This is a genomic window from Novosphingobium resinovorum (genome assembly GCF_036352595.1).
Classification (GTDB): domain Bacteria; phylum Pseudomonadota; class Alphaproteobacteria; order Sphingomonadales; family Sphingomonadaceae; genus Novosphingobium; species Novosphingobium resinovorum_B.
Map to the genome: position 1 here is coordinate 51,342 of NZ_JAZFAX010000010.1, position 25,386 is coordinate 76,727.

22 protein-coding genes are annotated in these 25,386 nt (G+C 66.2%); 17 read left to right on the plus strand and 5 right to left on the minus strand.

Annotation, left to right across the window (positions count from 1 at the left end):
• Window positions 1-129 precede the first annotated feature (129 nt).
• The 9 genes from V2S85_RS11635 (at window position 130) to V2S85_RS11675 (ending at window position 8,089) form a co-directional block, all read left to right on the plus strand.
• Entirely contained in the window at window positions 130-786 is a 657-nt protein-coding gene (locus V2S85_RS11635) for a hypothetical protein (protein WP_330703024.1), read from the plus strand.
• Window positions 783-2,108 carry a DUF4350 domain-containing protein gene (locus V2S85_RS11640; protein ID WP_330703025.1) on the plus strand — a complete coding sequence of 442 codons (1,326 nt, stop codon included), beginning with the start codon at window positions 783-785 and terminating at the stop codon, window positions 2,106-2,108. The genes V2S85_RS11635 and V2S85_RS11640 overlap by 4 nt, the downstream gene beginning before the upstream one ends.
• On the plus strand, window positions 2,105-3,076 hold the full coding sequence (locus V2S85_RS11645; protein WP_330703026.1) for a MoxR family ATPase: 972 nt from the start codon (window positions 2,105-2,107) through the stop codon (window positions 3,074-3,076). The genes V2S85_RS11640 and V2S85_RS11645 overlap by 4 nt, the downstream gene beginning before the upstream one ends.
• A gap of 4 nt (window positions 3,077-3,080) precedes the next feature.
• Window positions 3,081-4,424 carry a DUF58 domain-containing protein gene (locus V2S85_RS11650; protein ID WP_330703027.1) on the plus strand — a complete coding sequence of 448 codons (1,344 nt, stop codon included), beginning with the start codon at window positions 3,081-3,083 and terminating at the stop codon, window positions 4,422-4,424.
• On the plus strand, window positions 4,421-5,440 hold the full coding sequence (locus V2S85_RS11655; protein ID WP_330703028.1) for a stage II sporulation protein M: 1,020 nt from the start codon (window positions 4,421-4,423) through the stop codon (window positions 5,438-5,440). The genes V2S85_RS11650 and V2S85_RS11655 overlap by 4 nt, the downstream gene beginning before the upstream one ends.
• Window positions 5,437-6,345 (plus strand): RDD family protein, encoded by a 909-nt coding sequence (locus V2S85_RS11660; RefSeq protein ID WP_330703029.1) that lies wholly within the window; start codon window positions 5,437-5,439, stop codon window positions 6,343-6,345. Before V2S85_RS11655 ends, V2S85_RS11660 begins: the two co-directional genes overlap by 4 nt.
• A gap of 19 nt (window positions 6,346-6,364) precedes the next feature.
• Window positions 6,365-6,826, plus strand: a complete 462-nt coding sequence (locus V2S85_RS11665; protein ID WP_330703030.1) for a GNAT family N-acetyltransferase — start codon at window positions 6,365-6,367, stop codon at window positions 6,824-6,826.
• Window positions 6,826-7,359, plus strand: a complete 534-nt coding sequence (locus V2S85_RS11670) for a GNAT family N-acetyltransferase (RefSeq protein ID WP_330703031.1) — start codon at window positions 6,826-6,828, stop codon at window positions 7,357-7,359. Before V2S85_RS11665 ends, V2S85_RS11670 begins: the two co-directional genes overlap by 1 nt.
• A gap of 124 nt (window positions 7,360-7,483) precedes the next feature.
• Window positions 7,484-8,089: a hypothetical protein gene (locus V2S85_RS11675; protein ID WP_330703032.1), complete on the plus strand. Its 606-nt coding sequence runs from the start codon at window positions 7,484-7,486 to the stop codon at window positions 8,087-8,089.
• A 7-nt stretch (window positions 8,090-8,096) separates the two neighbouring features.
• Here the strand turns inward: V2S85_RS11675 and V2S85_RS11680 are convergent, their stop codons facing one another.
• Entirely contained in the window at window positions 8,097-9,119 is a 1,023-nt protein-coding gene (locus V2S85_RS11680; RefSeq protein ID WP_330703033.1) for a zinc transporter ZntB, read from the minus strand.
• A gap of 91 nt (window positions 9,120-9,210) precedes the next feature.
• Between V2S85_RS11680 and ispG the strand changes: the two genes are divergently transcribed.
• Entirely contained in the window at window positions 9,211-10,341 is a 1,131-nt protein-coding gene (gene ispG, locus V2S85_RS11685; RefSeq protein ID WP_330703034.1) for a flavodoxin-dependent (E)-4-hydroxy-3-methylbut-2-enyl-diphosphate synthase, read from the plus strand.
• 10 nt (window positions 10,342-10,351) lie between these two features.
• On the opposite strand, the gene V2S85_RS11690 is transcribed toward ispG, so the two are convergent.
• From V2S85_RS11690 to rpoB, 4 genes are all read right to left on the minus strand, one after another.
• Window positions 10,352-10,783: a hypothetical protein gene (locus V2S85_RS11690; protein ID WP_330703035.1), complete on the minus strand. Its 432-nt coding sequence runs from the start codon at window positions 10,781-10,783 to the stop codon at window positions 10,352-10,354.
• The gene (locus V2S85_RS11695) at window positions 10,783-11,307 is read right to left on the minus strand and encodes a hypothetical protein (RefSeq protein WP_330703036.1); all 525 of its coding nucleotides are present in this window, start codon (window positions 11,305-11,307) and stop codon (window positions 10,783-10,785) included. The genes V2S85_RS11690 and V2S85_RS11695 overlap by 1 nt, the downstream gene beginning before the upstream one ends.
• A 229-nt stretch (window positions 11,308-11,536) precedes the next feature.
• On the minus strand, window positions 11,537-15,835 hold the full coding sequence (rpoC, locus tag V2S85_RS11700) for a DNA-directed RNA polymerase subunit beta' (protein ID WP_330703037.1): 4,299 nt from the start codon (window positions 15,833-15,835) through the stop codon (window positions 11,537-11,539).
• Between the two features lie 80 nt (window positions 15,836-15,915).
• On the minus strand, window positions 15,916-20,082 hold the full coding sequence (rpoB, locus tag V2S85_RS11705) for a DNA-directed RNA polymerase subunit beta (RefSeq protein ID WP_330703038.1): 4,167 nt from the start codon (window positions 20,080-20,082) through the stop codon (window positions 15,916-15,918).
• Window positions 20,083-20,527: 445 nt separating this feature from the next.
• On the opposite strand from rpoB, the gene V2S85_RS11710 reads away from it, so the two are divergent.
• The 7 genes from V2S85_RS11710 to rplL all read left to right on the plus strand — a co-directional run bounded on the left by V2S85_RS11710 (window position 20,528) and on the right by rplL (window position 25,308).
• The gene (locus V2S85_RS11710) at window positions 20,528-21,634 is read left to right on the plus strand and encodes a hypothetical protein (RefSeq protein ID WP_330703039.1); all 1,107 of its coding nucleotides are present in this window, start codon (window positions 20,528-20,530) and stop codon (window positions 21,632-21,634) included.
• 185 nt (window positions 21,635-21,819) lie between these two features.
• Complete coding sequence (locus tag V2S85_RS11715; RefSeq protein ID WP_155986405.1) at window positions 21,820-21,987, plus strand: hypothetical protein; 168 nt, start codon at window positions 21,820-21,822, stop codon at window positions 21,985-21,987.
• Between the two features lie 24 nt (window positions 21,988-22,011).
• The gene (locus tag V2S85_RS11720; protein ID WP_330703040.1) at window positions 22,012-22,557 is read left to right on the plus strand and encodes a DUF2975 domain-containing protein; all 546 of its coding nucleotides are present in this window, start codon (window positions 22,012-22,014) and stop codon (window positions 22,555-22,557) included.
• Complete coding sequence (locus V2S85_RS11725) at window positions 22,557-22,784, plus strand: helix-turn-helix domain-containing protein (protein ID WP_008829400.1); 228 nt, start codon at window positions 22,557-22,559, stop codon at window positions 22,782-22,784. The genes V2S85_RS11720 and V2S85_RS11725 overlap by 1 nt, the downstream gene beginning before the upstream one ends.
• 83 nt (window positions 22,785-22,867) lie before the next feature.
• On the plus strand, window positions 22,868-24,034 hold the full coding sequence (locus V2S85_RS11730; protein ID WP_330703041.1) for a low temperature requirement protein A: 1,167 nt from the start codon (window positions 22,868-22,870) through the stop codon (window positions 24,032-24,034).
• 295 nt (window positions 24,035-24,329) lie between these two features.
• Entirely contained in the window at window positions 24,330-24,845 is a 516-nt protein-coding gene (gene rplJ / locus V2S85_RS11735) for a 50S ribosomal protein L10 (protein ID WP_330703042.1), read from the plus strand.
• Between the two features lie 88 nt (window positions 24,846-24,933).
• Window positions 24,934-25,308 (plus strand): 50S ribosomal protein L7/L12, encoded by a 375-nt coding sequence (gene rplL, locus V2S85_RS11740; RefSeq protein WP_008829397.1) that lies wholly within the window; start codon window positions 24,934-24,936, stop codon window positions 25,306-25,308.
• Window positions 25,309-25,386: the final 78 nt, after the last annotated feature.

The window sequence follows — 25,386 nt, forward strand, 5'->3', positions numbered from 1 at the left end:
CGGGCGGCGCAGAGCCGCCCCCCGGCCCCTACACTTGCCGGAAGGGCCGGGGCCGGGGCTTTGGCCAAAGCTTCCACATCCGATTTCAATCGCTTGCACCCTCCGCCTGCCCATGCAATCGTGCGCCGCGTGACGATTGGCGGGGGCAACGAGGCGGGTTCGGCCGCGCAGGACTGGAAGGCCGTGCGCGATGCGGCCGACATCCAGTATACCCCTCTCCCCAAGATCAAGCCTCAGCCGCCGACCGACATTCCCGAATGGCTCAAGGCGCTCGGCCGCCTGCTGGAGGCAATCTTCGCGCCGATCGGCAAGCTGCTCGGCATGTCGTGGCCGGTGTTCCAGTGGATCCTGATCGGTGGTGCGGTGCTGCTCGGCGCCTTCATCCTGTGGCGCCTGCTGCTCGAACCGGGGCTGGAGGCATGGCGAGGCCGCCGCCCCAAGGCGGAGCAGGTCCACTGGACCCCGAACCGCGCCGAAGCCGTCGCCCTGCTAGAGGATGCCGACCGGCTCGCCGCTGCCGGCCGCTATGGCGAGGCTGCGCACCTGCTGCTCCAGCGCAGCGTGCGCCAGATTTCTGACGCCCGGCCGGACTGGCTGAACCCCGCCTCCACCGCGCGCGAGATCGCGGTGCTGCCGCTGCTGCCGGAAACCGGCCGCAGCGCCTTCGCGGTGATCGCGCAGCGCGTGGAGCGTGCCTACTTCGCCTTGCGTGACCTCGACGCGGGAGACTGGACGGCGGCGCGCACCGCTTACGCGCAGTTCGCCCAGATCGAGCTGCGGGCATGAACGCCAGGAGCGCCAGAAACGGGAGCGTTGCCGTCGGCGCGAACCCGTTTTCGATCTGGGCGGTCGCGGCGATCGTCGTGCTCGGCGGCCTGCTGTTCGTGGCGCTGCTGTGGATGATCGGCACCGGTGTCGGCATGGGCAGCGCCAACGACGGCAAGGCGCACGGCGAGGGCAAGGGCCTCAACGGCTATGCGGCAATGGCGGACTACCTAGAGCGCCGGGGCTTCGCGGTCGAAACCACGCGCAATTCGGGCGCGCTGGCGAAGCCGGGGCTGCTCGTTCTCACTCCGCCCGCCTTCATCAAGGGGGCAGAGCTCAACAAGATCGTCGCCGCGCGCCGCTACGTCGGCCCAACGCTGGTTATCGCGCCCAAGTGGCTGGCCCCGCCGCCGGTCGCGGAACAACGCGACAAGGCGAAGAAAGGCTGGATCAATCTCGGCGGCGAGAGCACGCTGGAGTGGCCCGGCTTCCTCGACCAGCTGACCATCCGCACCACCAAGCTGGACAGCGCCCGTGCGGAGTGGCGCGGCATGGCCCTTGCCGGCACCCTGCCTGCGCCCGACACCGTGCGCGCGGGCGAGGGCGAAGGGCTGGTGCCACTGGTCGTCACCCACGACGGCGGCGCCACGCTGGCCGGCTTCATGAACGACGGCGGCTACTATCCCGAACTGGAAGGCATGGCCCGGCAGCGCATGACCTTCGACGGTGAGCCCGACGAGGAACGCCAGCCGCTGATCCTGGTGTTCGAACCCGACCTGCTCGACAACTACGGCATGGCACGGTTCGAGAACGCCCGGCTGGCCGAGGCACTGGTGCGCGCCGCAGGGGTGGCCCCCGGCGACCCGATCGTCTTCGACATGACCCTTCCCGGCTATGGTCGCTCGCAGAACCTGCTGACGCTGGCGTTCACCCCGCCGTTCCTGGCCGCGACGCTGTGCCTGCTGCTGGCCGCCGTGGTGGTCGGCTGGCGGGCCTTCCTGCGCTTCGGCCCGCCGCTGAGCCCCGAGCGCGCGATCGCCTTCGGCAAGCACGCGCTGGTGAGCAACGCCGCCGGGCTGGTGCGCCGCACCCGCCGCCTGCACCTGCTGGGTCCGCCTTATGCCGACCGCGCACGCGAACGGCTGGTGACGGCACTGGCATTGCCCCGCACGCTCGACGCCGAGCGTGCGGATGCCGCCATCGACCGGGCGCTCACCGCGCGCGGGCACGACACCGAACCCTTCTCCGTGATCGCCGCGCGGCTGCGCTCGGCGCATCGCTCGCACGAACTGCTCAAGGCCGCGCGCGATCTCCACGCGCTCGAAAGGACGCTGACCCGATGACCGATACCGTACCCGACATCGCACAGGTAGGCGCGCTCGCGCAGGCGATCCGCGCCGAAGTGGGCAAGGGCGTGATCGGCCAGGCCGAGACCGTCGACCACCTGCTGATCGCGCTGATGGCGCGCGGCCACGTCCTGCTCGAAGGGCCTCCGGGCACCGCCAAGACTTTCCTCGCGCAGTGCTTTGCGGCAACGCTGGGGCTGGATTTCGGGCGCATCCAGTTCACCCCGGACCTGATGCCGGGCGACATCCTCGGCTCCAACCTGTTCAACTTCCAGACCAGCCAGTTCACCCTGACACACGGCCCGATCTTCTGCGACCTGCTGCTGGCGGACGAAATCAACCGCACCCCGCCCAAGACCCAGGCGGCGCTGCTTGAGGCCATGCAGGAGCGCCGCGTCACGCTGGACGGCACCGCGCACCCGCTGCCCACCCACTTCACCGTCGTCGCCACGCAGAACCCGATCGAGAGCCAGGGCGTCTACCCCCTGCCCGAGGCGCAGCTCGACCGCTTCCTGTTCAAGGTGCTGGTCGATTATCCCAGCGCCGAGGAAGAGCGCGCGATCGTCGCCCGCTATGGCGAGAACCGGGGCGCGCCGACGCCTGCCGACGTCGGCATCGCCACGGTGACCACGCCGGCGCAGCTCGAAGCGGTGACGCAGGCTGTCGCCTCGGTAAAGCTGGCCGACAGCGTGATCGACTACATCGTGCGGCTGGTACGCGCCACGCGGGAAAGCGCCGACCTGTCGAGCGGCGCCTCCCCGCGCGCCGCCGTGCTGCTGGCGGGCGCCGCCCGTGCCCGCGCCGCGCTCGACGGGCGCGACTATGTAGTGCCCGACGATGTGAAGGCGCTGGCGACTTCGGTGCTGCGCCATCGCCTGCTGCTGAGCCCGGCGGCCGAGATCGAGGGCAAGCAGGTCGAGGCGCTGGTCGCCCAGCTCGTCGAGCAGACCGAAGCGCCGCGCTGATCCGGTGACGGCCCGCGCCCTCTCCCGGTCTTTGGCCCCCATCGTCCCCACCGCCCGCGCGGCGATCGCGCTGGCGGTGATCGCGCCGGTCGCGCTGGTGATCGCGGCGGCGCGCCCGGACTTGTGGGTGATCGCCCCCGTCGCCGGGCTCGCCGTGCTGGTGCTGGTGGTGATCGACGCGCTGCTGGCGGGGCGCATCACGAACCTGCGCGTAAGCGTGCCCGGAGACGTCGAGGTCGGCGCCGAAGGACTGATGCAGGCCGATGCGACACTGCGCCTCGGCAGACCTTCACGCGCGGAAATCGCGCTGGAATGCGACCCGCGCCTCGCCCCCGGAGGCCGCCTGGTCTTCCCGCTGACGCCGGCGGATGCCGGTTGGCAAGGCACCGGCGCCATCACTCCTTCGCGCCGGGGCACCGGGCACGTCACGCGGGCGTGGCTGCGCTGGACCGGGCCGCTGGGGCTCGGCGCGCGGCAGCTTTCGGGCACGCTCGACGAGGAAGTGCGCGTCTGGCCGAACATCGCGGCAGTGCGCTCGCCCACGCTGCAGGCCTTCCTCAAGGATTCGCAGTACGGCCTGCTCGCCCGCCGCATCCGGGGCGAAGGCACGCAGTTCGAGGCGCTGGCCGAATACCAGCCGGGCATGGACCGCCGCCGGATCGACTGGAAAAGCTCGGCCCGCCACGTCCACCTCTACGCCAAGGAATACGAGGTCGAGCGCAACAACCAGATCGTCTTCGCCTTCGACTGCGGGCAGGCGATGTGCGAGCCGATCGCCGGGATGCCGCGCCTCGACCGCGCCGTGTCGGCGGCGCTGGCGACCGCCTTCGTGGCGCTCAAGGGCGGCGACCGTGTTTCGCTGTTCGGCTTTGCGCAAAGGCCCGAGGTGGCGACGCCCTTCGTCACCGCCAGCAGCGAGTTCCACCGCCTGCAACGTGGTGCGGCGGGGCTGGAGTACCGCTCGGAAGAGCCCAACTTCACGCTCGCGCTCGCCACGCTGGCCGGGCGGCTGCAGCGCCGCTCGCTGATCGTGGTGTTCTCGGACTTCTCCGATCCGACCAGCGCCGAACTGATGATCGAGAGCATCGGCCGCCTGGTCTCGCGCCACGTCGTGCTGTTCGTGACGATGGTGGACGAGGAACTGGAAGAACTCTCCACCGCCGAGCCAGGCGACATGGAAGTACTGTCGATGGCAGTAGCCGCCGATGGCCTGCTGCGGCAGCGCGCGCTCGTCACCCGGCGCCTGCGGCAGATCGGCGTCGATGTGATCGAGGCCCCGTGGCGACAGGTCGGCACGCGGCTGATCGACGCCTACCTTGCCATAAAGCGTTCGGGAGCGATCGGATGAACGCCATATCGAATGCCGCCATCGAGAGCGCCGCCTTGCGCTCCGACCGCTTCCGGCTGGAGCGCGAAAGCGACTGGCAGCGGCTGGAGCACATCGTCGTGCGCATGGAGAAGGGGCGCTTGCGGGGGATCTCCGACGAAGACCTGCTCGCCCTGCCCGGGCTCTATCGCACTGTCGCCTCCAGCCTTTCCATCGCGCGCGAAACGTCGCTGGATGCGGCGACGCTGGGCTATCTGGAAACGCTGGTGCAGCGCGCCTGGTATGTGGTCTACGGCCCGCGCTCCTCGCTGTTCGAGTGGCTGCGCGGGTTCCTCGGCGGCGGCTGGAGCCGGGCGGTGCGCGCGATCGGCTTCGAGATCGCGATCGCGCTGACGGTGATGGTCGCGGGCACCGTGGTCGGCTGGCTGCTGGTTTCGCACGATCCCGAATGGTACTTCGCACTGATGGGCCGCGAGATGGCGGGCGAGCGAGCCCCCGGCGCCAGCGCGGCGGTGCTGCGCGGCACCCTGTTCGGCCATGCCGACAAGGACGGTCTGAGCATTTTCGCCGCGCAGCTGTTCAGCAACAATGCGCAAGTCTCGATCCTCGCCTTCGCGCTGGGCTTTGCGCTGGGCATCCCCTCGCTGCTGCTGCTGGTCCACAACCTGGCCGGGCTGGGGGCGATGGGCTGGGTCTACTGGAAGGCCGGGCTGCTGGTGGACTTCGCCGGATGGATCAGCATCCACGGCACCACCGAACTGTTCGCGATCCTGCTGGCGGGGGCTGCGGGCCTGCACATCGGGCGCGCCATCGCGTTTCCCGGCAATCGCCCGGTACTGCAGGCGACCGCCGAGGCAGGACGGCGGGCCGCGCTGGTGATGACCGGGGTAGTGCTGATGCTGGTGGTCGCCGCGCTGCTGGAAGGCTTCGCGCGCCAGCTGGTCGATCATACGCCGGGACGTTTCGCGGTCGGCGGGTTCATGCTGCTGGCGTGGAGCGCCTACTTCTTCGCCTATCGCGGGAAAGCCGGACGATGAGCCGCGCGCCCCGTCGCCCGCTCGACCGTTCGGGCAAGCAACGCGTGCTGGTCACGCCCGAGGGGATATCGCTTCCCGTCACGGTGGCCGGGCGCGGGGCGCGGGTCGGCGCGCTGATCCTCGACCTCGTCATCATCGTTTTGCTGATGGTGGGCACCACGATCGCGCTGGTACAGATCGCAGGCGGCACCGTGCAGTTCGCCCGTGCCGCCGAAGGTCGGGGTGTGGCCGCGCAGGCGCTGCAGTTCCTGTTCATCGTGTGGATCATCGCGATGTTCCTTTTCCGCAACGCCTATTTCCTGTTCTTCGAGTTGGGTCCGCGCGGCGCCACCCCCGGCAAGCGGCTGACCGGCATTCGCATCGCCGCGCGCGACGGGGGCAGGCTCACCGCCGAGATGGTGATCGCCCGCAACCTGCTGCGCGACATAGAAATGTTCCTGCCGATCCCGCTGATCGCCATGGCCGGCATCGACAGCGGCATGGCCTGGCTGGCGGCGGCGGCGTGGCTGGCGATCTTCCTGCTGTTCCCGCTGTTCAACCGCGACGGCTTGCGCGCCGGCGACGTGATCGCCGGAAGCTGGGTGCTCGAACGCCCGAAGCAGAAGCTGGAAGCGGCGATGTCCACCGCCGGGCCAAGCACCGATGCCGAACGCTTCCAGTTCCACTTCGACGATGCCGAACTGGCCGTCTACGGCGAGTTCGAACTGCAGGCGCTCGAACGCGTCCTGCGCGAGGATCGCGCCGATTCGCTGGAAACGGTCTACCAGACGATCTCCACCAAGATCGGCCGCAACGACGGTTGGGGTTCGGAACGACGCTTCCTCTCGGACTACTACACCCAGTTGCGGGCGCGGCTGGAAGCGGGCATGCGGATGGGACGCCGCAAGGCGGACAAGCATTCCTGACCCTTCGGCGGACGAGACCATGAACCTGCGCATCGTACCCGATGACCTCACCGGCGAGGCGGTGCTGGCCCTGCTCCAGTTCCACCTCGACGAGATGCACCGCTGGTCGCCGCCCGAAAGCGTCCACGCCATGCCCGCAGCGCGCCTGCGCCAGTCGGACGTCGCCTTCTTCTCCGCCTGGGACGGGGAGACGCTGGCCGGCTGCGGCGCGATCAAGCACCTGGCCGAGGGCCACGGCGAACTCAAGTCGATGCGCGCCGCCCCCGACTATCGCGGCAAAGGCGTCGGGAAGGCGCTGCTCGCCCACCTGCTGGAGGAGGCCCGCGCGCGCGGCTACGCCCGCGTCAGCCTAGAGACCGGGCGGCCCGAGCCGTTCCACCCCGCCCACGGGCTCTACCGCGCCAATGGCTTCGTCGAGTGCCCGCCATTCGGCGATTATGTCTCCGACGATTTCTCGATCTGCATGACCAAGGAACTGTGATGGACCTGCGCCCCGCCACCACCGCCGATGCCCCCGCCCTGGCGCGGCTCGGCACCGACAGTTTCGTCGCCAAGTTCGGACACCTCTATACGGCGGAGAACCTCGCCAACTTCCTCGCCGGCTCGCACAGCGAGGGCAAGGTCGGCAAGGAGATCGCCGACCCGGCGATGCGGGTGATGCTGGCGGAGCGGGACGGGCACCTGCTCGGCTTCTGCAAGCTGGTCATGGCCTGCGGCTGGCCCGAGCACGCGCGCGGAGAAACGGTGGTGGAACTCAAGCAGCTCTACACCGACCCTGCCGCCACCGGCCAGGGCATCGGCGCCATACTGATGGACTGGGCGCTAGCCGAGGGCGCGGCCTTCGGCGCCGATGAAATGCAGCTCTCGGTCTATTCCGACAACCCCGGCGCGCAGAAATTCTACGCGCGCTACGGGTTCGAGAAAGTCGCCGACATCCACTTCATGGTCGGCGAGCACCGCGACGAGGAATTCCTGTTCGCCCGGCTCGCCGCGCAGGCCGACCGGAGCACCTGACAAACGATCGCATCGTTGACCACGGTGGCCGCATATGATCCAGTCCCGGGAAAGTATGGAATCCTCGTCTGGACGATCGCCGCTTGCAGGGGGATGACGCAATACTGCGGCGGGGGAGAATATCATGACTCCGGATCAGGCCCTTGGCTTCCTGCGTGGCCCCACGACGGTCGAATTTCTTCAGGCTTATCAAATCAAGATCGCGGGGCGGCCGGGCCCGCCATCGCAAGTCGTCACGTATTACATCTCGTCCGACGTCACTTCGGGGACGGAAATCTTCCAGATCACGCACGACGAGCACATCTATCCGGGAAACTTCGAATTCGACGCCCATAGCATCTACATGGTGCCGGGGAATGCGCCATACAACGTCGTCGCTCTGGATGGCTACGTGCTCGACCAGAATGGCCCAGACCTGATGGTCACCGGCATGTTGAACGGGTGCAGCTTTCTCATGAAGGCGAATGCCGCGCGGACGCAGGTGCGCTGTGCCCATTTGCGCCCCGCTCCCGGCGAGGGCGGAGCACGCCTCAACGTACGAATGGTGAACAATGCGGGCTTCCACGGCGACCCCGGACCGCTTCTGGTCTATGGCCGCGCCAACTACCCGGATACGCAAGGCGGGCGGTCAAGCACGGTCATCGGCGTCCGCAAGGCCGGGGTATGGGGCATCTACCAGCAGCAATTCGACGCCAATGGAGCCGTGCTCGCCGCAAGCCGGATACTCTGAGGCTTCCCTAAAACCACCTCAACCGCCGCAGCAGCGCGATCTCCACCCCTAGGATCGCGCCGCACAGGCCGGTGATGATCCAGAACCCGTGCGAGCCCTCGTGCGCCAGCGGAATGTCGCCTACGTTGATGCCCAATAGCCCGGTGATGAAGGTCAGCGGCAGGAACACCCCCGCCACCACCGCCAGCACGTATTGCGTACGCTGGGAATTGGCGGCGGCGCGGGCGCGGATGTCGTCCTGCAGCACCAGCGCCGATTCCTTGCTGATGTCGAGGTCGTCGAGATACCGGCGCAGGCGGGCGATCGATTCGGCGATTTCGCGCCGGTCATGATCCTCGAACCAGCCCGGCGCACTGTTGGCGATTGCCGTCAGCGCCTCGTGCTGCGGCGACATGTGGCGCTTGAGGGCAAGGCTCTGGCGCCGGATCGCCGCGATCTTGTCCAGCGTCCGGTCGGAATAGGTATCCGCCGTCTCGTCCTCGAGTTCGTCGATCATCGCGTTCATGTCGACGATGGCGTGGCTCATGCGGTCGATCAGGTGCTCCGTAAGCGCGGTGATGAGCGCACCGGCATCCTCCGGACCTTCTCCGGCGTCGAGGTCGTCGGCGACCAGACGCGGGGTCTGCAACGGCGCCCGCCGCAGCGTGACGACTCGCCGCCCGTCACTCCACAATTGCAGCGAGAGCATGTCCTCCGGCGCCGCGCCGGGGTTGAAGTTGATGCCCCGCAGCGTCGCCACCAGCGTCTGCCCCTCGCGAAAGGCACGGGGCCGGTTGGCATCGCTGGTGAGCAGTTCGGCGGTCGGCTCGGGCAGCGCGCAGTGCGCCTCCAGCCAGTCCTGCACGCCGGGATGCGTGCGCAGCAGGTGGACCCACAGCACTTCTCCCTCAGCATCCGGACGCCAGCGCTGCGCCTCCTTCCAGTTCACGATCCGCGCTCCACCCCGCCCGTCGAGCACGCGGGCGAACAGCAGCGGGAGTTCGCAATTCTCGTCGTCGGCAAGCGAAGCGGCAGCGGCATGGACGGTCATGCCCGGCTAAATGCCCGAAATCGGACGAAGTCGCCAGCGGCCCTTCGCAAACCGTCTTCAATCCGCGGGGCAGAGCGCCTATAGAGGGGCCATGTCCTCCGTACGTCCCTGGCGCGATATCGAGCGCCGCAAGAGCCGCCAGATCATGGTCGGCAGTGTCCCCGTCGGCGGCGATGCGCCGATCACGGTCCAGACCATGACCAACACCCTGACCTCCGACGCCAAGGCGACGATCGAGCAGATCCGCCGCTGCGAGGATGCCGGGGCCGACCTCATCCGCGTCTCCTGCCCCGATGTCGAGAGCACCGCGGCCTTCCGCGAGATCGTGCGCGGCTCGCGCGTGCCACTGATCGCGGACATCCATTTCCACTACAAGCGCGCCCTCGAAGCTGCGGATGCGGGCGCGGCCTGCCTGCGCATCAACCCGGGCAACATCGGCTCGGCCGACCGCGTCGCCGAAGTGGTGCGCGCCGCCAAGGCCAACGGCTGCGCGATCCGCATCGGCGTCAACGCCGGCAGCCTCGAGCGGCACTTGCTGGAAAAGTACGGCGAGCCCTGCCCCGAGGCGCTGGTCGAATCGGCTCTCGATCATATCAAGCTGCTGCAGGACCACGACTTCCACGAATACAAGGTGGCGGTGAAGGCCAGTGACGTGTTCCTTGCCGTCGCCGCCTACCAGGGCCTGGCGGACGCGGTGGACTGCCCGCTGCACCTCGGCATCACCGAGGCAGGCGGCCTCATCGGCGGCACCGTCAAGTCCTCGATCGGCATGGGCATGCTGTTGTGGTCCGGCATCGGCGACACCCTGCGCGTCTCGCTCTCGGCCGAACCCGAGGAAGAAGTGCGCGTCGGCTTCGAAATGCTCAAGGCCCTGGGTCTGCGTACGCGCGGCGTGCGCGTCGTCTCGTGCCCCAGTTGCGCGCGTCAGGGCTTCGACGTGATCCGCACCGTGGAGGCGCTGGAAGAGCGCCTGCAGCACATCAAGACGCCGCTGTCGCTCTCGGTGCTGGGCTGCGTGGTCAATGGCCCCGGCGAAGCGCGCGAAACCGACATCGGCCTGACGGGCGGTGGCAACGGCAAGCACATGGTCTACCTCTCGGGCGTGACCGACCACACCGTCCAGAGCGAATCCATGCTCGACCACATCGTCAGCCTGGTGGAAGCCAAGGCAGCGGAGATCGAGGCGGCCAACGAAGCGGCGGCGGCCGTCGCGGCGGAGTGACGCGAGCCCCTCAGGGAATCGAATAGCAGGCGATCGGCGCCAGCACGCGTCCGCTCGCGACATCCTGCCGGATGGTATACGTCCGCGTCCAGACTTCTTCCGACTTGGGCACCGCGCGTCCCAGCACGAGATCGCATTCACGCTCGCCCCCGCGCACCTGGCATTGCGAGGTGATACGCGAATGGTCGCGCAGTTCGCCCAGGAAATAAACGAGATCATCGCGGACCGTGCTCGCCGGACCGGCTTTCGGGCAAGGGCCCTCGGCCGAAACGCCGGCATGCCCCTCCTGCGAATCGAGCACGGCCGAAAGCAGCGAGGCCGTCTGCCCGGGATCGATATCGGGTACGGCACCCGCGGATTCGGCCGGACGGCCATGCGCACAGGCGGCCGTTGCGGCTGCGACGGCGGCAATCAGGACAGCAAAGGGGAGGCCGGGCCGCATCAGATGTCCTGGCGATAGGCGTAGTAGAACTTCGTGCTCTTGCCATAGTTGCTGGTCATCTTGGAGAAGAACTTTTCGACGGTGTCCTTCACCACCTTGTGCCTGCCGTTCGAGAAATTCCATACCGAGCCATCGACGTAGATGCCGACGTGCTTCTTCGGGCTACTCCCCAGGAATAGCGTGCCGCCGGTTTCGGACATGTTGGAAGACAGCGTCGCCACGACGAGGAACGCGGTCTTGCCAACCATGTCGGTCGGAACCGTCTTGGGATCGTCGAACACGCCGGTAACCGTGCAATAATTGAACAGTCCATCGACACGCATAGTCACGCCGGTCTTGCGCGTCGCCCATTTCATGTCGCCGCACAGCGGGGTAGCCTTGTCGAAGCCGAGCGCGTGGCAAACGAAATGCGCGCAGTGGTTCTGATCCGCCGTGGTGAGCCCGGTATTGCAGAAGTCTGCCGCCCCCTTGCCCTCGAAAGCGGCGAGATCATCCTTGTTCAAGCTGTTCAATTTCAAGGTCACGCAGAATCCTCCCCATGCTCGAAACAACTGTCTTGCGGCTATTTCTGCAGCGATATCATGCAGGAGGAAACAGAATTGAGGCTACTCGCGCGGAAGTAACAGAATTTGTACTCCATACTGGCAGCGATACTGAGACTTCGACCTGCCTCATCATTGTGAACAAGCCCAAAAGAAAAGCCCCGCCGGATCGCTCCAGCGGGGCCTCTCGTTGGCCATCAGACTTGGAGGCTTATTCGGCCCCGTTGTCCTGATCGTCGCCCTTGATCAGGTAATCGCCGGCATCGGCGTCGGTGCCATGGGTTTCGCCCTCGACTGCCGCGAGCGGGCTGTCGCCCAGGTCGTCCGCCGCGTTGCGCAGCAGTTCGGCCTTGTGCTCTTCCTCGGCGGTGTTGGCGAGGATCATGGCTTCCTGCACGCGGCGGGTGGCCGCGCGGAGCGCCGCGTCACGGCTGGAAGCCGCCACGCGAACGCGGTTCATGCCCGCACCCGTACCGGCCGGGATCAGACGACCGACGATGACGTTCTCCTTGAGACCGATCAGCGAGTCCTTCTTGCCCTCGACCGCCGCCTGCGTGAGCACGCGGGTGGTTTCCTGGAACGACGCCGCCGAGATGAACGAGCGGGTCTGCAGCGAGGCCTTGGTGATGCCCAGCAGCACCGGCTTGCCCACTGCAGGGCGCTTGCCCTCGGGAAGCTTGCTGTTGATCTCGGCCATTTCCTCGTAGTCGACCTGCTCGGCCGCCAGCAGCGTGGTGTCGCCGCCGTCGGTGATCTCGACCTTCTGCAGCATCTGGCGAACGATCACCTCGATGTGCTTGTCGTTGATCTTCACGCCCTGCAAGCGGTAGACTTCCTGGATTTCCGCAACCAGGTATTCCGCCAGCGCTTCCACGCCGAGGACTTCCAGGATGTCGTGCGGATCGGGCGAGCCCGAAACCAGGTTGTCGCCCTTCTTGACCCAGTCGCCTTCCTGAACGTCGACGACCTTCGACTTCGGGATCAGGTACTCCACCGGTTCACCCTCTTCCGGGATGATCGCGATCTTGCGCTTGGCCTTGTAGTCGCGGACGAACTCGATGCGGCCCGAGACCTTGGCGATGACCGCGTTGTCCTTCGGCTTGCGGGCCTCGAACAGTTCGGCGACGCGCGGCAGACCACCGGTGATGTCGCGGGTCTTGGCGGCTTCGCGGCTGGCACGGGCGATGATGTCGCCCGCTTCGACCGTCTGGCCGTCCTCGACCGAGAGCGTGGTGCCCGGCGCCATCATGTAGCGGGCCGATTCGCCGCTCGCGTCGTCGAGAAGGGTGATGCGGGGACGCAGATCTTCCTTCTTCTTGGCGCGGGCCGTCGAACGGTCCTCGGTGACGACGCGGCTGGTCATGCCGGTGGCGTCATCGACGTGCTCGGTCAGCGTGCGGGTGTCGATCAGGTCCTGATACTTGATGATACCCGACGTCTCGGTGATGATCGGCAGGGTGAACGGATCCCACTCGGCCAGGCGTTCGCCCTGCTCGACCTTGGCGCCGTTCTTGTGCAGCAGCACCGTACCGTAAGGCACGCGGTGCAGTGCGCGTTCACGGCCTTCGGTGTCGAACAGCACGATCTCGCCGTTACGGGCCAGCGACAGCATGCGGCCGCGCTTGTCCACGATCGTCGGGATGTCGCGATATTCGACATGGCCCGCGCTGATCGCTTCGAGGTGCGAGGTTTCGTTCAGCTGTGCCGCACCGCCGATGTGGAAGGTACGCATGGTCAGCTGCGTGCCCGGCTCACCGATCGACTGCGCCGCGATGACGCCGACGGCTTCACCGATGTTCACCGGCGTACCGCGAGCGAGGTCACGGCCGTAGCAGGTGCCGCAGACGCCCTGGGTCGCTTCACAGATCAGCGGCGAGCGGATGCGCGCCGACTGCAGGCCGGTCACTTCGATCGCAGCCACGGCGGCTTCGTCGAGGAGCTGGCCCTTGGTCGCGATGACATTGCCTTCCTTGTCGACGATGTCCTCGGCCAGGGTACGGCCCAGGATACGCTCGGCAAGCGAGGCGATCACCGAACCGCCCTGCACGATCGAACGCATTTCCAGCGCGCGCTCGGTGCCGCAGTCATCGACGACGACGACGCAGTCCTGCGAAACGTCGACCAGACGGCGGGTCAGGTAACCCGAGTTCGCCGTCTTGAGCGCCGTATCCGCGAGGCCCTTACGAGCGCCGTGGGTCGAGTTGAAGTATTCAAGAACGGTCAGACCTTCCTTGAAGTTCGAGATGATCGGCGTTTCGATGATCTCGCCCGACGGCTTGGCCATGAGGCCGCGCATACCGGCAAGCTGCTTCATCTGCGCCGGGCTACCACGCGCACCCGAGTGGCTCATCATGTAGATCGAGTTGATCTGTGCCATGCGGCCGGTTTCTGGGTCGATTGGCTGGGCCTTGATCTCGTCCATCATGGCGTTCGCAACCTGATCGCCGCAGCGGCTCCAGGCGTCGATCACCTTGTTGTACTTCTCCTGCTGGGTGATCAGACCGTCCTGGTACTGCTGCTCGTAGTCGGCAACCAGTTCCTTGGTCTCGGCCACCAGCGCCACCTTCGAGTCCGGGATGATCATGTCATCCTTGCCGAAGGAGATGCCCGCCTTGAACGCGTTGCGGAAGCCGAGCGACATGATCGCGTCGGCAAACAGCACCGTGTCCTTCTGGCCGGTGTGACGGTAGACCTGATCGATGACGTCCCCGATTTCCTTCTTGGTGAGAAGGCGGTTGACGACGTCGAAGGGCACCGTGTGCGACTTCGGCAGGCATTCACCCAGCAGCATGCGGCCCGGCGTGGTCTGGAAGCGCTTCATGTACTGCTGACCGTTTTCGTCGGTCTGCGGCACGCGGGCCTCGATCTTCGAGTGCAGGGTCACGGCACCGACGTGCAGCGCCTGATGGACTTCCGCCATGTCGGCGAACTTCATGCCTTCGCCCTGCTCGCCGTCGCGGTCGAGCGACAGGTAGTACAGGCCGAGGATCATGTCCTGCGAAGGCACGATGATCGGCTTGCCGTTGGCGGGCGAGAGGATGTTGTTGGTCGACATCATCAGCACGCGCGCTTCGAGCTGGGCTTCCAGCGAGAGCGGCACGTGGACGGCCATCTGGTCACCGTCGAAGTCGGCGTTGAAGGCCGAGCAGACGAGCGGGTGCAGCTGGATCGCCTTGCCTTCGATCAGGACCGGCTCGAACGCCTGGATGCCCAGACGGTGCAGTGTCGGCGCGCGGTTCAGCATGACCGGGTGCTCGCGAATCACTTCGTCGAGGATGTCCCAGACTTCCTTGCGCTCCTTCTCGACCCACTTCTTGGCCTGCTTCAGGGTCATCGACAGACCCTTGGCGTCCAGACGGGCGTAGATGAACGGCTTGAACAGTTCGAGCGCCATCTTCTTGGGCAGGCCGCACTGGTGCAGCTTGAGTTCCGGCCCGGTCACGATGACCGAACGGCCCGAGTAGTCCACGCGCTTGCCGAGCAGGTTCTGACGGAAGCGGCCCTGCTTGCCCTTGAGCATGTCGGACAGCGACTTCAGCGGACGCTTGTTGGCGCCGGTGATGACGCGGCCACGGCGGCCGTTGTCGAACAGGGCGTCGACCGCTTCCTGCAGCATGCGCTTTTCGTTGCGCACGATGATGTCCGGCGCGCGCAGTTCGATCAGGCGCTTCAGGCGGTTGTTGCGGTTGATGACGCGGCGATACAGGTCGTTGAGATCCGAAGTCGCGAAGCGGCCACCGTCCAGCGGCACCAGCGGGCGCAGTTCGGGCGGGATGACCGGCACGACGTCGAGGATCATCCACTCGGGGCGGTTGCCCGAATCGATGAACGATTCCACGACCTTGAGGCGCTTGATGATCTTCTTGGGCTTGAGTTCCGACTTGGTCGTCTCAAGTTCCTGCAGCAGATCCGCGCGCTCCTGCTCGAGGTCGAGGTTCATCAGCATGTGCTTGACGGCCTCGGCGCCGATGCCGGCGGAGAAGGCGTCTTCGCCATACTCGTCCTGCGCGTCGAGCATCTCGTCTTCGGTCAGCAGCTGGTACTTCTCGAGCGGGGTCAGGCCCGGCTCGATGACGATATAGCTCTCGAAGTAGAGGACGCGCTCAAGCAGCTTGAGCTGCATGTCGAGCAGCAGGCCGATGCGCGAAGGCAGCGACTTGAGGAACCAGATGTGCGCGACCGGGGCGGCCAGCTCGATGTGGCCCATGCGCTCGCGGCGCACCTTGGTGACGGTGACTTCGACGCCGCACTTTTCGCAGACGACGCCCTTGTACTTCATGCGCTTGTACTTGCCGCACAGGCACTCGTAGTCCTTCACGGGACCGAAGATGCGGGCGCAGAACAGGCCGTCACGCTCGGGCTTGAACGTGCGGTAATTGATGGTTTCCGGCTTCTTGATCTCGCCGAAGGACCAGGAGCGGATGCGCTCGGGGCTCGCCAGACCGATCTGGATCTGGTCGAACGTCTCGGGCTTCGCCATCTGGTTCGTGAACTTGGTCAGGTCGTTCATAGTTTTATCCCTCTAGAGGGTGAAATCTTGTCTGGGCGGGGGAGAGTAGGGGCGAGGCCGAAGCCCCGCCCTTGCATCCCTTACTCCGCCGCCAGGGCGACGCCGTCGTCGTCTTCGGCATCGTCGTGGCTGGTCAGCTCGACGTTGAGACCCAGCGAGCGCATTTCCTTGACGAGAACGTTGAAGCTCTCGGGAATGCCGGCCTCGAAGGTGTCGTCGCCCTTGACGATCGCTTCGTAGACCTTGGTACGGCCGACAACGTCGTCCGACTTCACCGTCAGCATTTCCTGCAGGGTATATGCGGCGCCGTAGGCCTGGAGAGCCCAGACCTCCATCTCACCGAAGCGCTGGCCACCGAACTGCGCCTTACCGCCCAGCGGCTGCTGGGTGACGAGCGAGTACGGACCGATCGAACGGGCGTGGATCTTGTCGTCGACAAGGTGGTGCAGCTTGAGCACGTACTTCATGCCCACGGTCACCTTGCGGTCGAACCGGTCGCCGGTGCGGCCGTCGAACAGGTCCACCTGGCCCGACTCGTCCAGCCCTGCGAGGCGGAGCATGTCGGTGACGTCCTTCTCGACCGCGCCGTCGAACACCGGCGAGCCCATCGGCACGCCCTTGCGGACGGAGTCGGCGAACTCGACGATCTGGTCGTCCGTGCGCGTCGCGATGTCTTCGGCGTAGTTGTCGCCGTAGATTTCGGTCAGCAGTTCACGAACGGCCTCGGGCGGCTGCCCTGCGACCGGGTTGGGGTTGGCCACGCGCCATGCGTCCAGAGCATCGCCGATGCGCTTGCCCAGACCGCGGGCGGCCCAGCCAAGGTGCGTCTCGAAGATCTGGCCCACGTTCATGCGCGAAGGCACGCCGAGCGGGTTCATGACGAAGTCGACGGGGGTGCCGTCTTCCAGGAAGGGCATGTCTTCCAGCGGCAGGATGCGGCTGATGATACCCTTGTTGCCGTGACGGCCGGCCATCTTGTCGCCCGGCTGCAGCTTGCGCTTCACCGCGACGAAGACCTTGACCATCTTCAGGACGCCCGGAGCCAGCTCGTCGCCGCGCTCCAGCTTTTCCTTGCGGTCCTCGAACTTCTCCTGGATCGCCTTGACGGTGAGGTCGTACTGGGTCTTGACCGCTTCGAGCTGCGACTGGACGTGGTCGTCGGCAACGCCGAACTTCCACCACTCGTGACGCTCGACTTCGGCCAGCACCTCGTCGGTGATGTCCACGCCCTTCTTGAGGCCCTTGGGCGCCGAAGTGGCGACCTGGCCGAGGAGCATGTCCTTCAGGCGGTTGTAAGTGGCGCGGTTGAGGATCGCACGCTCGTCCTCCCGGTCCTTGGCGAGGCGTTCGATTTCCTCGTTCTGGATCGCGCGGGTACGGTCGTCTACCTCGATGCCGTGGCGGTTGAAGACGCGCACGTCGACGATGGTGCCCGAAACGCCCGGCGGCAGACGCAGCGAGGTGTCGCGGACGTCCGAAGCCTTTTCACCGAAGATGGCGCGCAGGAGCTTTTCTTCCGGCGTCATCGGGCTTTCGCCCTTCGGGGTGATCTTGCCGACGAGGATATCACCCGGGTGAACCTCGGCGCCCACGTAGACGATGCCCGCTTCGTCGAGGTTGCGCAGGGCTTCCTCGCCGACGTTCGGGATGTCGCGGGTGATGTCCTCCGGCCCGAGCTTGGTGTCGCGGGCCATCACCTCGAACTCGTCGATGTGGATCGACGTGAACACGTCGTCCTTCACGATGCGCTCGGAGATGAGGATGGAGTCCTCGTAGTTGTAGCCGTTCCAGGGCATGAACGCGACGAGCACGTTGCGGCCCAGCGCCAGCTCGCCGAACTCGGTCGACGGGCCGTCGGCGATGATCGTGCCGGTCTCGACCAGCTCGCCCACCTTCACCAGCGGGCGCTGGTTGATGCAGGTCGACTGGTTCGAACGCTCGAACTTCTGCAGGCGGTAGATGTCGACGCCCGACTTGCCGGCTTCGATGTCGCCCGAGGCGCGGATGACGATACGGGTCGCATCGACCTGGTCGACGATGCCCGCACGCAGGGCCGAGATCGCGGCGCCCGAGTCACGAGCGACGGTCTCTTCCATGCCGGTGCCGACGTAAGGCGCATCGGCCTTGACGAGCGGCACGGCCTGACGCTGCATGTTCGAGCCCATGAGAGCGCGGTTGGCGTCGTCGTTTTCCAGGAACGGAATGAGCGAGGCGGCGACCGAGACGAGCTGCTTGGGCGAAACGTCCATCAGCGTGATCTGGTCGCGCGGGCTCATCACGAATTCGCCGTTCTGGCGAGCCGAGACGAGTTCCTCGACGAACGAGCCGTCACCGGTCAGTTCGGCCGAAGCCTGCGCGACGGTGTGCTTCTGCTCTTCCATCGCCGAGAGGTAGACGACGTCCTTGGTCACCTTGCCCTCGAGCACCTTGCGGTACGGGGTTTCGATGAAGCCGTACTTGTTGACGCGCGCGAAGGTCGACAGCGAGTTGATCAGACCGATGTTCGGGCCTTCCGGCGTTTCGATCGGGCAGATGCGGCCGTAGTGGGTCGGGTGAACGTCGCGGACTTCGAAGCCGGCGCGCTCACGGGTCAGACCGCCCGGGCCCAAGGCCGAAACACGGCGCTTGTGGGTGACTTCCGAAAGCGGGTTGGTCTGGTCCATGAACTGCGAAAGCTGCGAGGAACCGAAGAACTCACGCACCGCGGCCACGGCGGGCTTGGCGTTGATAAGGTCGTTCGGCATGACCGTCGACACGTCCACCGACGACATGCGCTCCTTCACGGCGCGCTCCATGCGCAGCAGGCCGACGCGGTACTGGTTTTCCAGCAGCTCGCCCACCGAACGCACGCGGCGGTTGCCGAGGTTGTCGATGTCGTCGATCTCGCCCTTGCCGTCCTTCAGGCCGACAAGTTCCTTCACCACGGCGAGGATGTCCTCGACGCGCAGGGTGGTGACGGTGTCCTCGGCATCGAGGCCGAGGCGCATGTTCATCTTCACGCGGCCAACGGCCGAGAGGTCGTAGCGGTCGGCGTCGAAGAACAGGCCATCGAACAGGGCTTCGGCGGTTTCCTTCGTCGGCGGCTCGCCCGGACGCATGACCTTGTAGATCGCTTCCAGACCCATATCGCGATTCTCGGCCTTGTCGGCCTTCATCGTGTTGCGGATCCAGGGACCGGTGTTGACTTCGTCGATGTCGAGCAGGTCGATCTGGTCGAAGCCCGCCGCGTCGAGCGCGTCGAGGTTTTCCGGCGTCACTTCGTCACCGGCTTCGATGTAGATGCGGCCGGTCGACTCGTCGATCAGGTCCTTGGCGGAATAGCGGCCGAAGATTTCCTCGGTCGGCAGCAGCAGTTCCTGCAGGCCGTCCTTGAGCGCCTTGTTCGCGGCGCGCGGGGAGATCTTGGTGTCGGCGGCGAACACGACTTCGCCCGACTTCGCATCGACGATGTCGAAGGTCGGCTTCGCGCCGCGCCATGCCTCGGGGGTGTAGGGCAGCTGCCAGCCGCCCGAACCACGCTTCCACGACATGGTGGCGTAGAAGTGGTTCAGCACCTGCTCGCCGTCGAGACCCAGCGCGTAGAGCAGCGAGGTGACGGGCAGCTTGCGCTTGCGGTCGATGCGGACGTTGACGATGTCCTTGGCGTCGAACTCGAAGTCGAGCCACGAACCGCGGTACGGGATCACGCGGGCGGCGAAGAGGAACTTGCCCGAAGCGTGGGTCTTGCCGCGGTCATGGTCGAACAGGACGCCCGGCGAACGGTGCATCTGCGAGACGATGACCCGCTCGGTGCCGTTGATGAAGAAGGTGCCGTTCTCCGTCATCAGGGGCATGTCGCCCATGTAGACGTCCTGCTCCTTGATATCGAGGACCGAGCGGGTCTCGGTCTCGGCGTCGACCTCGAACACGATGAGGCGCAGCGTGACCTTCATCGGCGCGGCGTAGGTGATGCCGCGCTGGCGGCATTCGGTCACGTCGTACTTGGGGTCTTCCAGCTCGTAGTGGACGAAGTCCAGCTCGCTGGTGCCCGCGAAGTCGCGGATCGGGAACACCGAACGCAGGGTCTTCTCGAGGCCCGAGACGTAGCCGACCGACGGGTCCGAGCGCAGGAACTGCTCGTAGCTCTCGCGCTGGACTTCGATCAGGTTGGGCATCTGGACGACTTCGTGGATGTCGCCGAAGATCTTGCGGATGCGCTTCTTCGCAGTGCGCACCAGCGGGGTGGTGTCGATGGGCTTGGTGGCCATGAGCTGGTCTTTGCCTCTTCGTGTGAGGACCGAGTCGCAAGGGACACGGCCTTCGTAAAAATTCGTCGTCGCGAGTGACGTCGCCTGCCCGAAAGCAGACCATCCGGAACGCAAGAAAGGCCGCCTGGCACGCGGATTCCCGGGGTTCGGGTCTCCATGCGGCCTGCAGCCTTCCACGTCGGATGAAATCCCGATCGCCTCCTTCCCGGGCGTGTCCCCGCGCATGGACATGCCTTGCTCGAAGCGATCGAGCGATGCCGCCATATAGGAGCCGGGGTGCGGGGTGTCAAACGGCGTGAACGGGTGAATGCCGTTAATCTGGCGTAAATCCGCCGAAAACCGTGTTCTTACCGAAAGCATCAACTCGTCGCAGGAGGTCGATCGGACCGTCCCGTATTCCGCACTTGCGAAAGGACTTTTGCACAGGGCGCGCATTGTTTCCGGTATGATACACTTTTCCGTCCCCCGCTCGCCCAGCGCACTGACCGCGATTGCCGCTGTCCTCGCGCTTTCCGCAATCCCGGCCGCTGCGCAGGAAGTGCAGGCTCCCGCGACGACGCCTTCGCTGTCACTGCCGCAGGAAACTACTGTCACGCCGCCAGCCAGCGCACCGGCGACGGAGCCCACCGTCACGCTGCCGCCCGAAGCGTCCGCGCCGCTCAACGTGCCCACCGACACTGCCACCACGGCGGGCACGGCACCGACTTCGGTGACGCCGACGCAGCAGCAGGCTGTCGTTCTGCCTGACGTGCCGCCGCCCGCCGCTCCCGATGAGGCCGCAGCCGAACCGTCGAGCACGGCGGTGCAGACGCGCAGCACGAACCGCGCTTCCGCCGCGCCGCGCGCCGAACGCGCCGCGCCGGCGCAGCCAACTGTCCCGACCGCTCGGGATAACGGCACTGCAGGCGATGGCACGCTGGCTCAGGGTTCCGTTCTGCCTGCAGCTCCGGCTCCCGCGCGCGCTGAAATTCCGCCGCCTGCCGCCCAGCCAACGCCGCCGACCACCGACGGCGATGGCTTCCCGGTGGCCCAAGTCGCCGGCATTCTTGCCGCGCTTGGCGTGGCGGGCGTGGGCATCGCCGCGATGCGCCGCCGTCGCTCCGATCCGGTCTACGAGGAGGCCGAGTATGTGCCCGAGCCGCTTGAGCCGATGGGTGCGCTCGCACCGGTTCCCGCCCCCGCGCCAGTCGTCGAAGCGGTGCAGCCTGCAGTCGCCGAGCCCATCGTTGCCGAACCCGCTCCGGTGCAGCGTGATCGCGTGATCGCGGGCAATTCGGCCACGGCGATCCTTGCGGCCTCGCCGTTGCCGCAGACGGCAGAGGAGCGCTACGAACTGCTTGATGCGATGGCCGCCGCCGAGCCTGACGAGGGGAACCCGTTCACCTCGCGCAAGGGCCGCCTGCGCCGCGCGCGTCTTCAGTTGCAGCATCGCGAGAGCCTGGAAGCCGAGGGCAAGGCTGGAAACCGCTTCGACTTCCGCACCTACAGGCCGTCGATCAAGACTCCCGGGGCCTCCACCCCTGCAACCAACCGGGAGCTTACCGACGCCTGACGGGCCCGGCCCGCCGGTTGTCACGCCCGGCGACATGGTCGAGCCCCAACGGGGGCGGCTCCAGACCGGAGTCGCCCCTTTTTTGCGCGCCCATCGGCAACATATCGTTTTTCGATATTATCGATTGACGATATGCAGAATCGGATTTATTGAATTTCGATATCAAGCATATCGGAGAACGAACAATGATCCGCCCTGACACGCACCGGATGGCACCACCTCTGCTCTCGCTGCTCCTTGCCACGGTCTTCCTGGCCGGCTTCTGGCTCCCCACCGTCACGGCCCCCGCCGAGGCATCGGCCCACGGGCAAGTGATCGTCATCGGAGCGCGGGTCGTCCCCGCGCTCATGTGATCCGGACGGGAAGGAAACCAGACGATGAACACGATCACCCGTGACCCGCTCCTCGCCATCGCCAAAGGCGTTCTATGGTTCCTCATGGCGGTCCTGGCGCTCGGCATGGGCGCGAGCTTGCTGGCAGCGCCGCTGCTGGCGATCTTCCACGGACCCGCAAGCACTGCGCTGGCAGAGCATCTGGCGGGCGTGCCGACCGGACCGTTCCTCTGGGCGATCGCGGGCGTCCTGCTGCTGGCGGCACTGCTCTGCGCCTTGCTGCTGCGCCTGTTCCAGCTCCTCAAGCGCATCGTCGATACGGTTGGCGAAGGCGATCCTTTCGTGCCCGACAACGCCTCGCGCCTCACGCAGATGGCCTGGCTGACGCTCGCGGTGCAGCTGGTCGGCCTGCCGATGTCCGGCATCGGCGCGTGGATCAACGCGCTCACCAAGGGCCAGGGCCATACCGACCTGGAAGTGATCGGCGGCGTCGACGGCAACGGCCTGTTGCTCATGCTGATCCTGTTCATCCTCGCCCGCGTCTTCCGCAAGGGCGCCCAGATGCGTGCCGACCTCGAAGGGATGGTGTGATGGGCGACGAAACGGAAGGCACGAACATCGTGGTCAAGCTCGACGACCTGCTCCACGCCCGCCGCATGACGCTGACCGAACTGGCTGAGCGGATCGGCATCACCCTCGCCAACCTCTCGATCCTCAAGACCGGCAAGGCCAAGGCGATCCGTTTCTCCACGCTGGAGGCGATCTGCCGCGAACTGGGCTGCCAGCCGGGCGATCTGCTGGGCTACGAGGCGCACTGAACCCGGGGGCACGGCGAGACTTGCCGCCCCGGTGGTCTCGCCTCTAAGGTCATCGACCAAACAGCAGGGGCCCCGCCGCACAGATGACCAAGACCCGTAGCTGGCGACCATTCGGCGCCCGCGATCCGCATGAACCGCACCGCGTCTCCACGCCGCTCGAACTGCTGTTCGACCTCGTCATCGTCATTGCCGTGGCCAGCGCCGCCGAAGGGCTGCACCATGCGGTCGCGGCAGGCCACGCGGCGATGGGCTTGACGACCTTTGCGATGGCCTTCTTCGCGACGTGGTGGGCGTGGATGAACTTCACCTGGTTCGCCTCGGCCTACGACAGCGACGGGCCGGTCTATCGTCTCATCACTTGCGTCATCATGGCCGGAGCGCTGGCCGTGGCAGCCGGGGTTCCGCGCGTCTTCGCGGGCGGCAGCCTGACGCTGGTGATCGTCGGCTACATCGTCATGCGTGTGGCGATGGTGGTATTCTGGCTGATCGCCGCGCGCTCCGACCCGCGCCACCGGGCGACGGCAGTGAGCTATGCGGTCGGGATCGCGGTGACGCAGCTGTACTGGACGCTCGCGCTGCTGGTGCTGCGCCCGGCCGGGTTCGGCGCGGTGGCAGGACTGTTCGTGCTGGGAGCGCTGATGGAGATGGCCGTTCCCGTCATCGCCGAAGCGCGCGGCAAGACGCCCTGGCACCACCACCACGTTGCCGAGCGGCATGGGCTGTTCGTCATCATCGTGCTGGGCGAAGTGCTGCTCTCCAGCGCCGCAGCCTTCACATATGCCGATGCGCCGGGCGGGCACCCCGCCGAACTCATCGTGCTGGCCCTTTCCGCACTGGCGATCACCTTTGCGACGTGGTGGCTCTATTTCTCGCAGGAAGGCCCGCTCGATCAGGAGCGCTTTTCCAGCTCGTTCAACTGGAGCTACGCCCATGCGCTGATCTACGCGGGCGGCGCGGCGACCGGGGCGGGCTTTGCGGTCGCCATCGACAATGCTGCAGGGCAGGGTCATCATGCGCCCATGCTGGCGAGCAATCTTGCCGTCGCGGTGCCGTTGGCGGTCTACATGGTGGCGCTGTGGTTCGTGCGCGACCGGCTGGTGCTGACGGGACCGTGGCGCCATGGCCTGCTCGCCTTCGCGGCGGCGGTGATCGCGGCGGGGCACATCGGGCACTGGGCGCTGCCGGCGATGGCGCTCATCACCATCCTCGCCGTCGTCGCTCGCAGTCAGGTGCAATGTCGGCAAGCTTGACTTCCGCAGGCCGATCCGCCATTGGCCCGCTCCGACTGATGGGGTGATTCCCGTCTGTCATCCGTCCGAGACCGCTGCTGAGGGTTCCCCTCTTAATTCGCAGCCTAGACGGGGACAAGGAAATCACCCGGCCCACTCCTTCGAGCGTGGTGCCAACATCGTGTTTCGACCAAAGGTCATGCACGAGAACTCCTTCCCCTTCGACGGACTCGCCCGAGGTGCTGCAAGCGCCCCGGACAATACGTAGCCGGCTACGAGGGGTTCGCCTTTCGTAGCCATTGTGAAGGAGTATGGCATGGATCGTTCGCAGAAAGCCGAATCGGTCGCCTCGCTCAACGCGGTTTTCGCAGAGGCCGGCGCGGTGGTCATCACCCGCAACCTCGGCATGTCGGTGGCCCAGTCCACCGCCCTGCGCGGAAAGATGCGTGATGCGGGCGCGACCTACAAGGTTGCGAAGAACCGTCTTGCCAAGCTTGCCATCGCGGACACCGACTACGTCGGTCTCGGCGACTTCCTGACCGGCCCCACGGGTATCTCCTCTTCGGTGGACCCCGTTGCAGCCGCCAAGGCCGTCGTCGAATTCGCCAAGACGACCGACAAGATCGAGATCGTCGGCGGCGCGATGGGTTCGCAGGTTCTGACCCCCGAAGGTGTCAAGGCTCTCGCCTCGATGCCCTCGCTCGACGAACTGCGCGCCAAGCTCATCGGCCTCGTTCAGGCTCCGGCGACCAAGATCGCCCAGCTCTCGACCGCTCCGGCGGCCAAGCTGGCTCGCGTCTTTGCCGCCTACGCCGAGAAGGACGCCGCCTGAGCCGCAAGCGAAAGCATTGCGTTTCTAACGGTTTATTCCGCCGCTGGGCATGAGGCTCACGGTGGACCACAGATCAGGAGTTAAAATCATGGCCGATATCGCCAAGCTTGTTGAAGAACTGTCGCAGCTCACCGTTCTGGAAGCCGCTGACCTCGCCAAGGCTCTCGAAGAAGCATGGGGCGTCAGCGCCGCTGCTGCTGTCGCAGTTGCCCCGGCCGCTGGTGGCGCCGCTGCCGAAGCCGTTGAAGAGAAGACCGAATTCGACGTGATCCTCACCGGCGACGGTGGCAAGAAGATCAACGTCATCAAGGAAGTCCGCGCCATCACCGGTCTGGGCCTCGCTGAAGCCAAGGCTCTCGTCGAAGGCGCTCCCAAGGCCGTCAAGGAAGGCGCGACCAAGGCTGAAGCCGAAGAAATCAAGAAGAAGATCGAAGAAGCCGGCGGCACCGTCGAGCTCAAGTAATCTTCTTCCCGGTTCTTCCGGGCAGATATGGGAAAGGGCGGTGCCTCGCGGCACCGCCCTTTTTCTTTGCGTGACGCG

Excerpts from the sequence above, each read along its gene's own strand:
- V2S85_RS11715 (WP_155986405.1), top strand. The coding sequence starts at position 21,820 with ATGATCCGCCCTGACACGCACCGGATGGCACCACCTCTGCTCTCGCTG.
- V2S85_RS11645 (WP_330703026.1), top strand. The coding sequence starts at position 2,105 with ATGACCGATACCGTACCCGACATCGCACAGGTAGGCGCGCTCGCGCAG.
- V2S85_RS11655 (WP_330703028.1), top strand. The coding sequence starts at position 4,421 with ATGAACGCCATATCGAATGCCGCCATCGAGAGCGCCGCCTTGCGCTCC.
- rpoC (WP_330703037.1), bottom strand. The coding sequence starts at position 15,835 with ATGAACGACCTGACCAAGTTCACGAACCAGATGGCGAAGCCCGAGACG.
- V2S85_RS11675 (WP_330703032.1), top strand. The coding sequence starts at position 7,484 with ATGACTCCGGATCAGGCCCTTGGCTTCCTGCGTGGCCCCACGACGGTC.
- V2S85_RS11660 (WP_330703029.1), top strand. The coding sequence starts at position 5,437 with ATGAGCCGCGCGCCCCGTCGCCCGCTCGACCGTTCGGGCAAGCAACGC.
- V2S85_RS11670 (WP_330703031.1), top strand. The coding sequence starts at position 6,826 with ATGGACCTGCGCCCCGCCACCACCGCCGATGCCCCCGCCCTGGCGCGG.
- rplL (WP_008829397.1), top strand. The coding sequence starts at position 24,934 with ATGGCCGATATCGCCAAGCTTGTTGAAGAACTGTCGCAGCTCACCGTT.
- V2S85_RS11640 (WP_330703025.1), top strand. The coding sequence starts at position 783 with ATGAACGCCAGGAGCGCCAGAAACGGGAGCGTTGCCGTCGGCGCGAAC.
- V2S85_RS11665 (WP_330703030.1), top strand. The coding sequence starts at position 6,365 with ATGAACCTGCGCATCGTACCCGATGACCTCACCGGCGAGGCGGTGCTG.
- V2S85_RS11710 (WP_330703039.1), top strand. The coding sequence starts at position 20,528 with ATGATACACTTTTCCGTCCCCCGCTCGCCCAGCGCACTGACCGCGATT.
- V2S85_RS11720 (WP_330703040.1), top strand. The coding sequence starts at position 22,012 with ATGAACACGATCACCCGTGACCCGCTCCTCGCCATCGCCAAAGGCGTT.
- V2S85_RS11730 (WP_330703041.1), top strand. The coding sequence starts at position 22,868 with ATGACCAAGACCCGTAGCTGGCGACCATTCGGCGCCCGCGATCCGCAT.
- V2S85_RS11680 (WP_330703033.1), bottom strand. The coding sequence starts at position 9,119 with ATGACCGTCCATGCCGCTGCCGCTTCGCTTGCCGACGACGAGAATTGC.
- rpoB (WP_330703038.1), bottom strand. The coding sequence starts at position 20,082 with ATGGCCACCAAGCCCATCGACACCACCCCGCTGGTGCGCACTGCGAAG.
- rplJ (WP_330703042.1), top strand. The coding sequence starts at position 24,330 with ATGGATCGTTCGCAGAAAGCCGAATCGGTCGCCTCGCTCAACGCGGTT.
- ispG (WP_330703034.1), top strand. The coding sequence starts at position 9,211 with ATGTCCTCCGTACGTCCCTGGCGCGATATCGAGCGCCGCAAGAGCCGC.
- V2S85_RS11725 (WP_008829400.1), top strand. The coding sequence starts at position 22,557 with ATGGGCGACGAAACGGAAGGCACGAACATCGTGGTCAAGCTCGACGAC.
- V2S85_RS11690 (WP_330703035.1), bottom strand. The coding sequence starts at position 10,783 with ATGCGGCCCGGCCTCCCCTTTGCTGTCCTGATTGCCGCCGTCGCAGCC.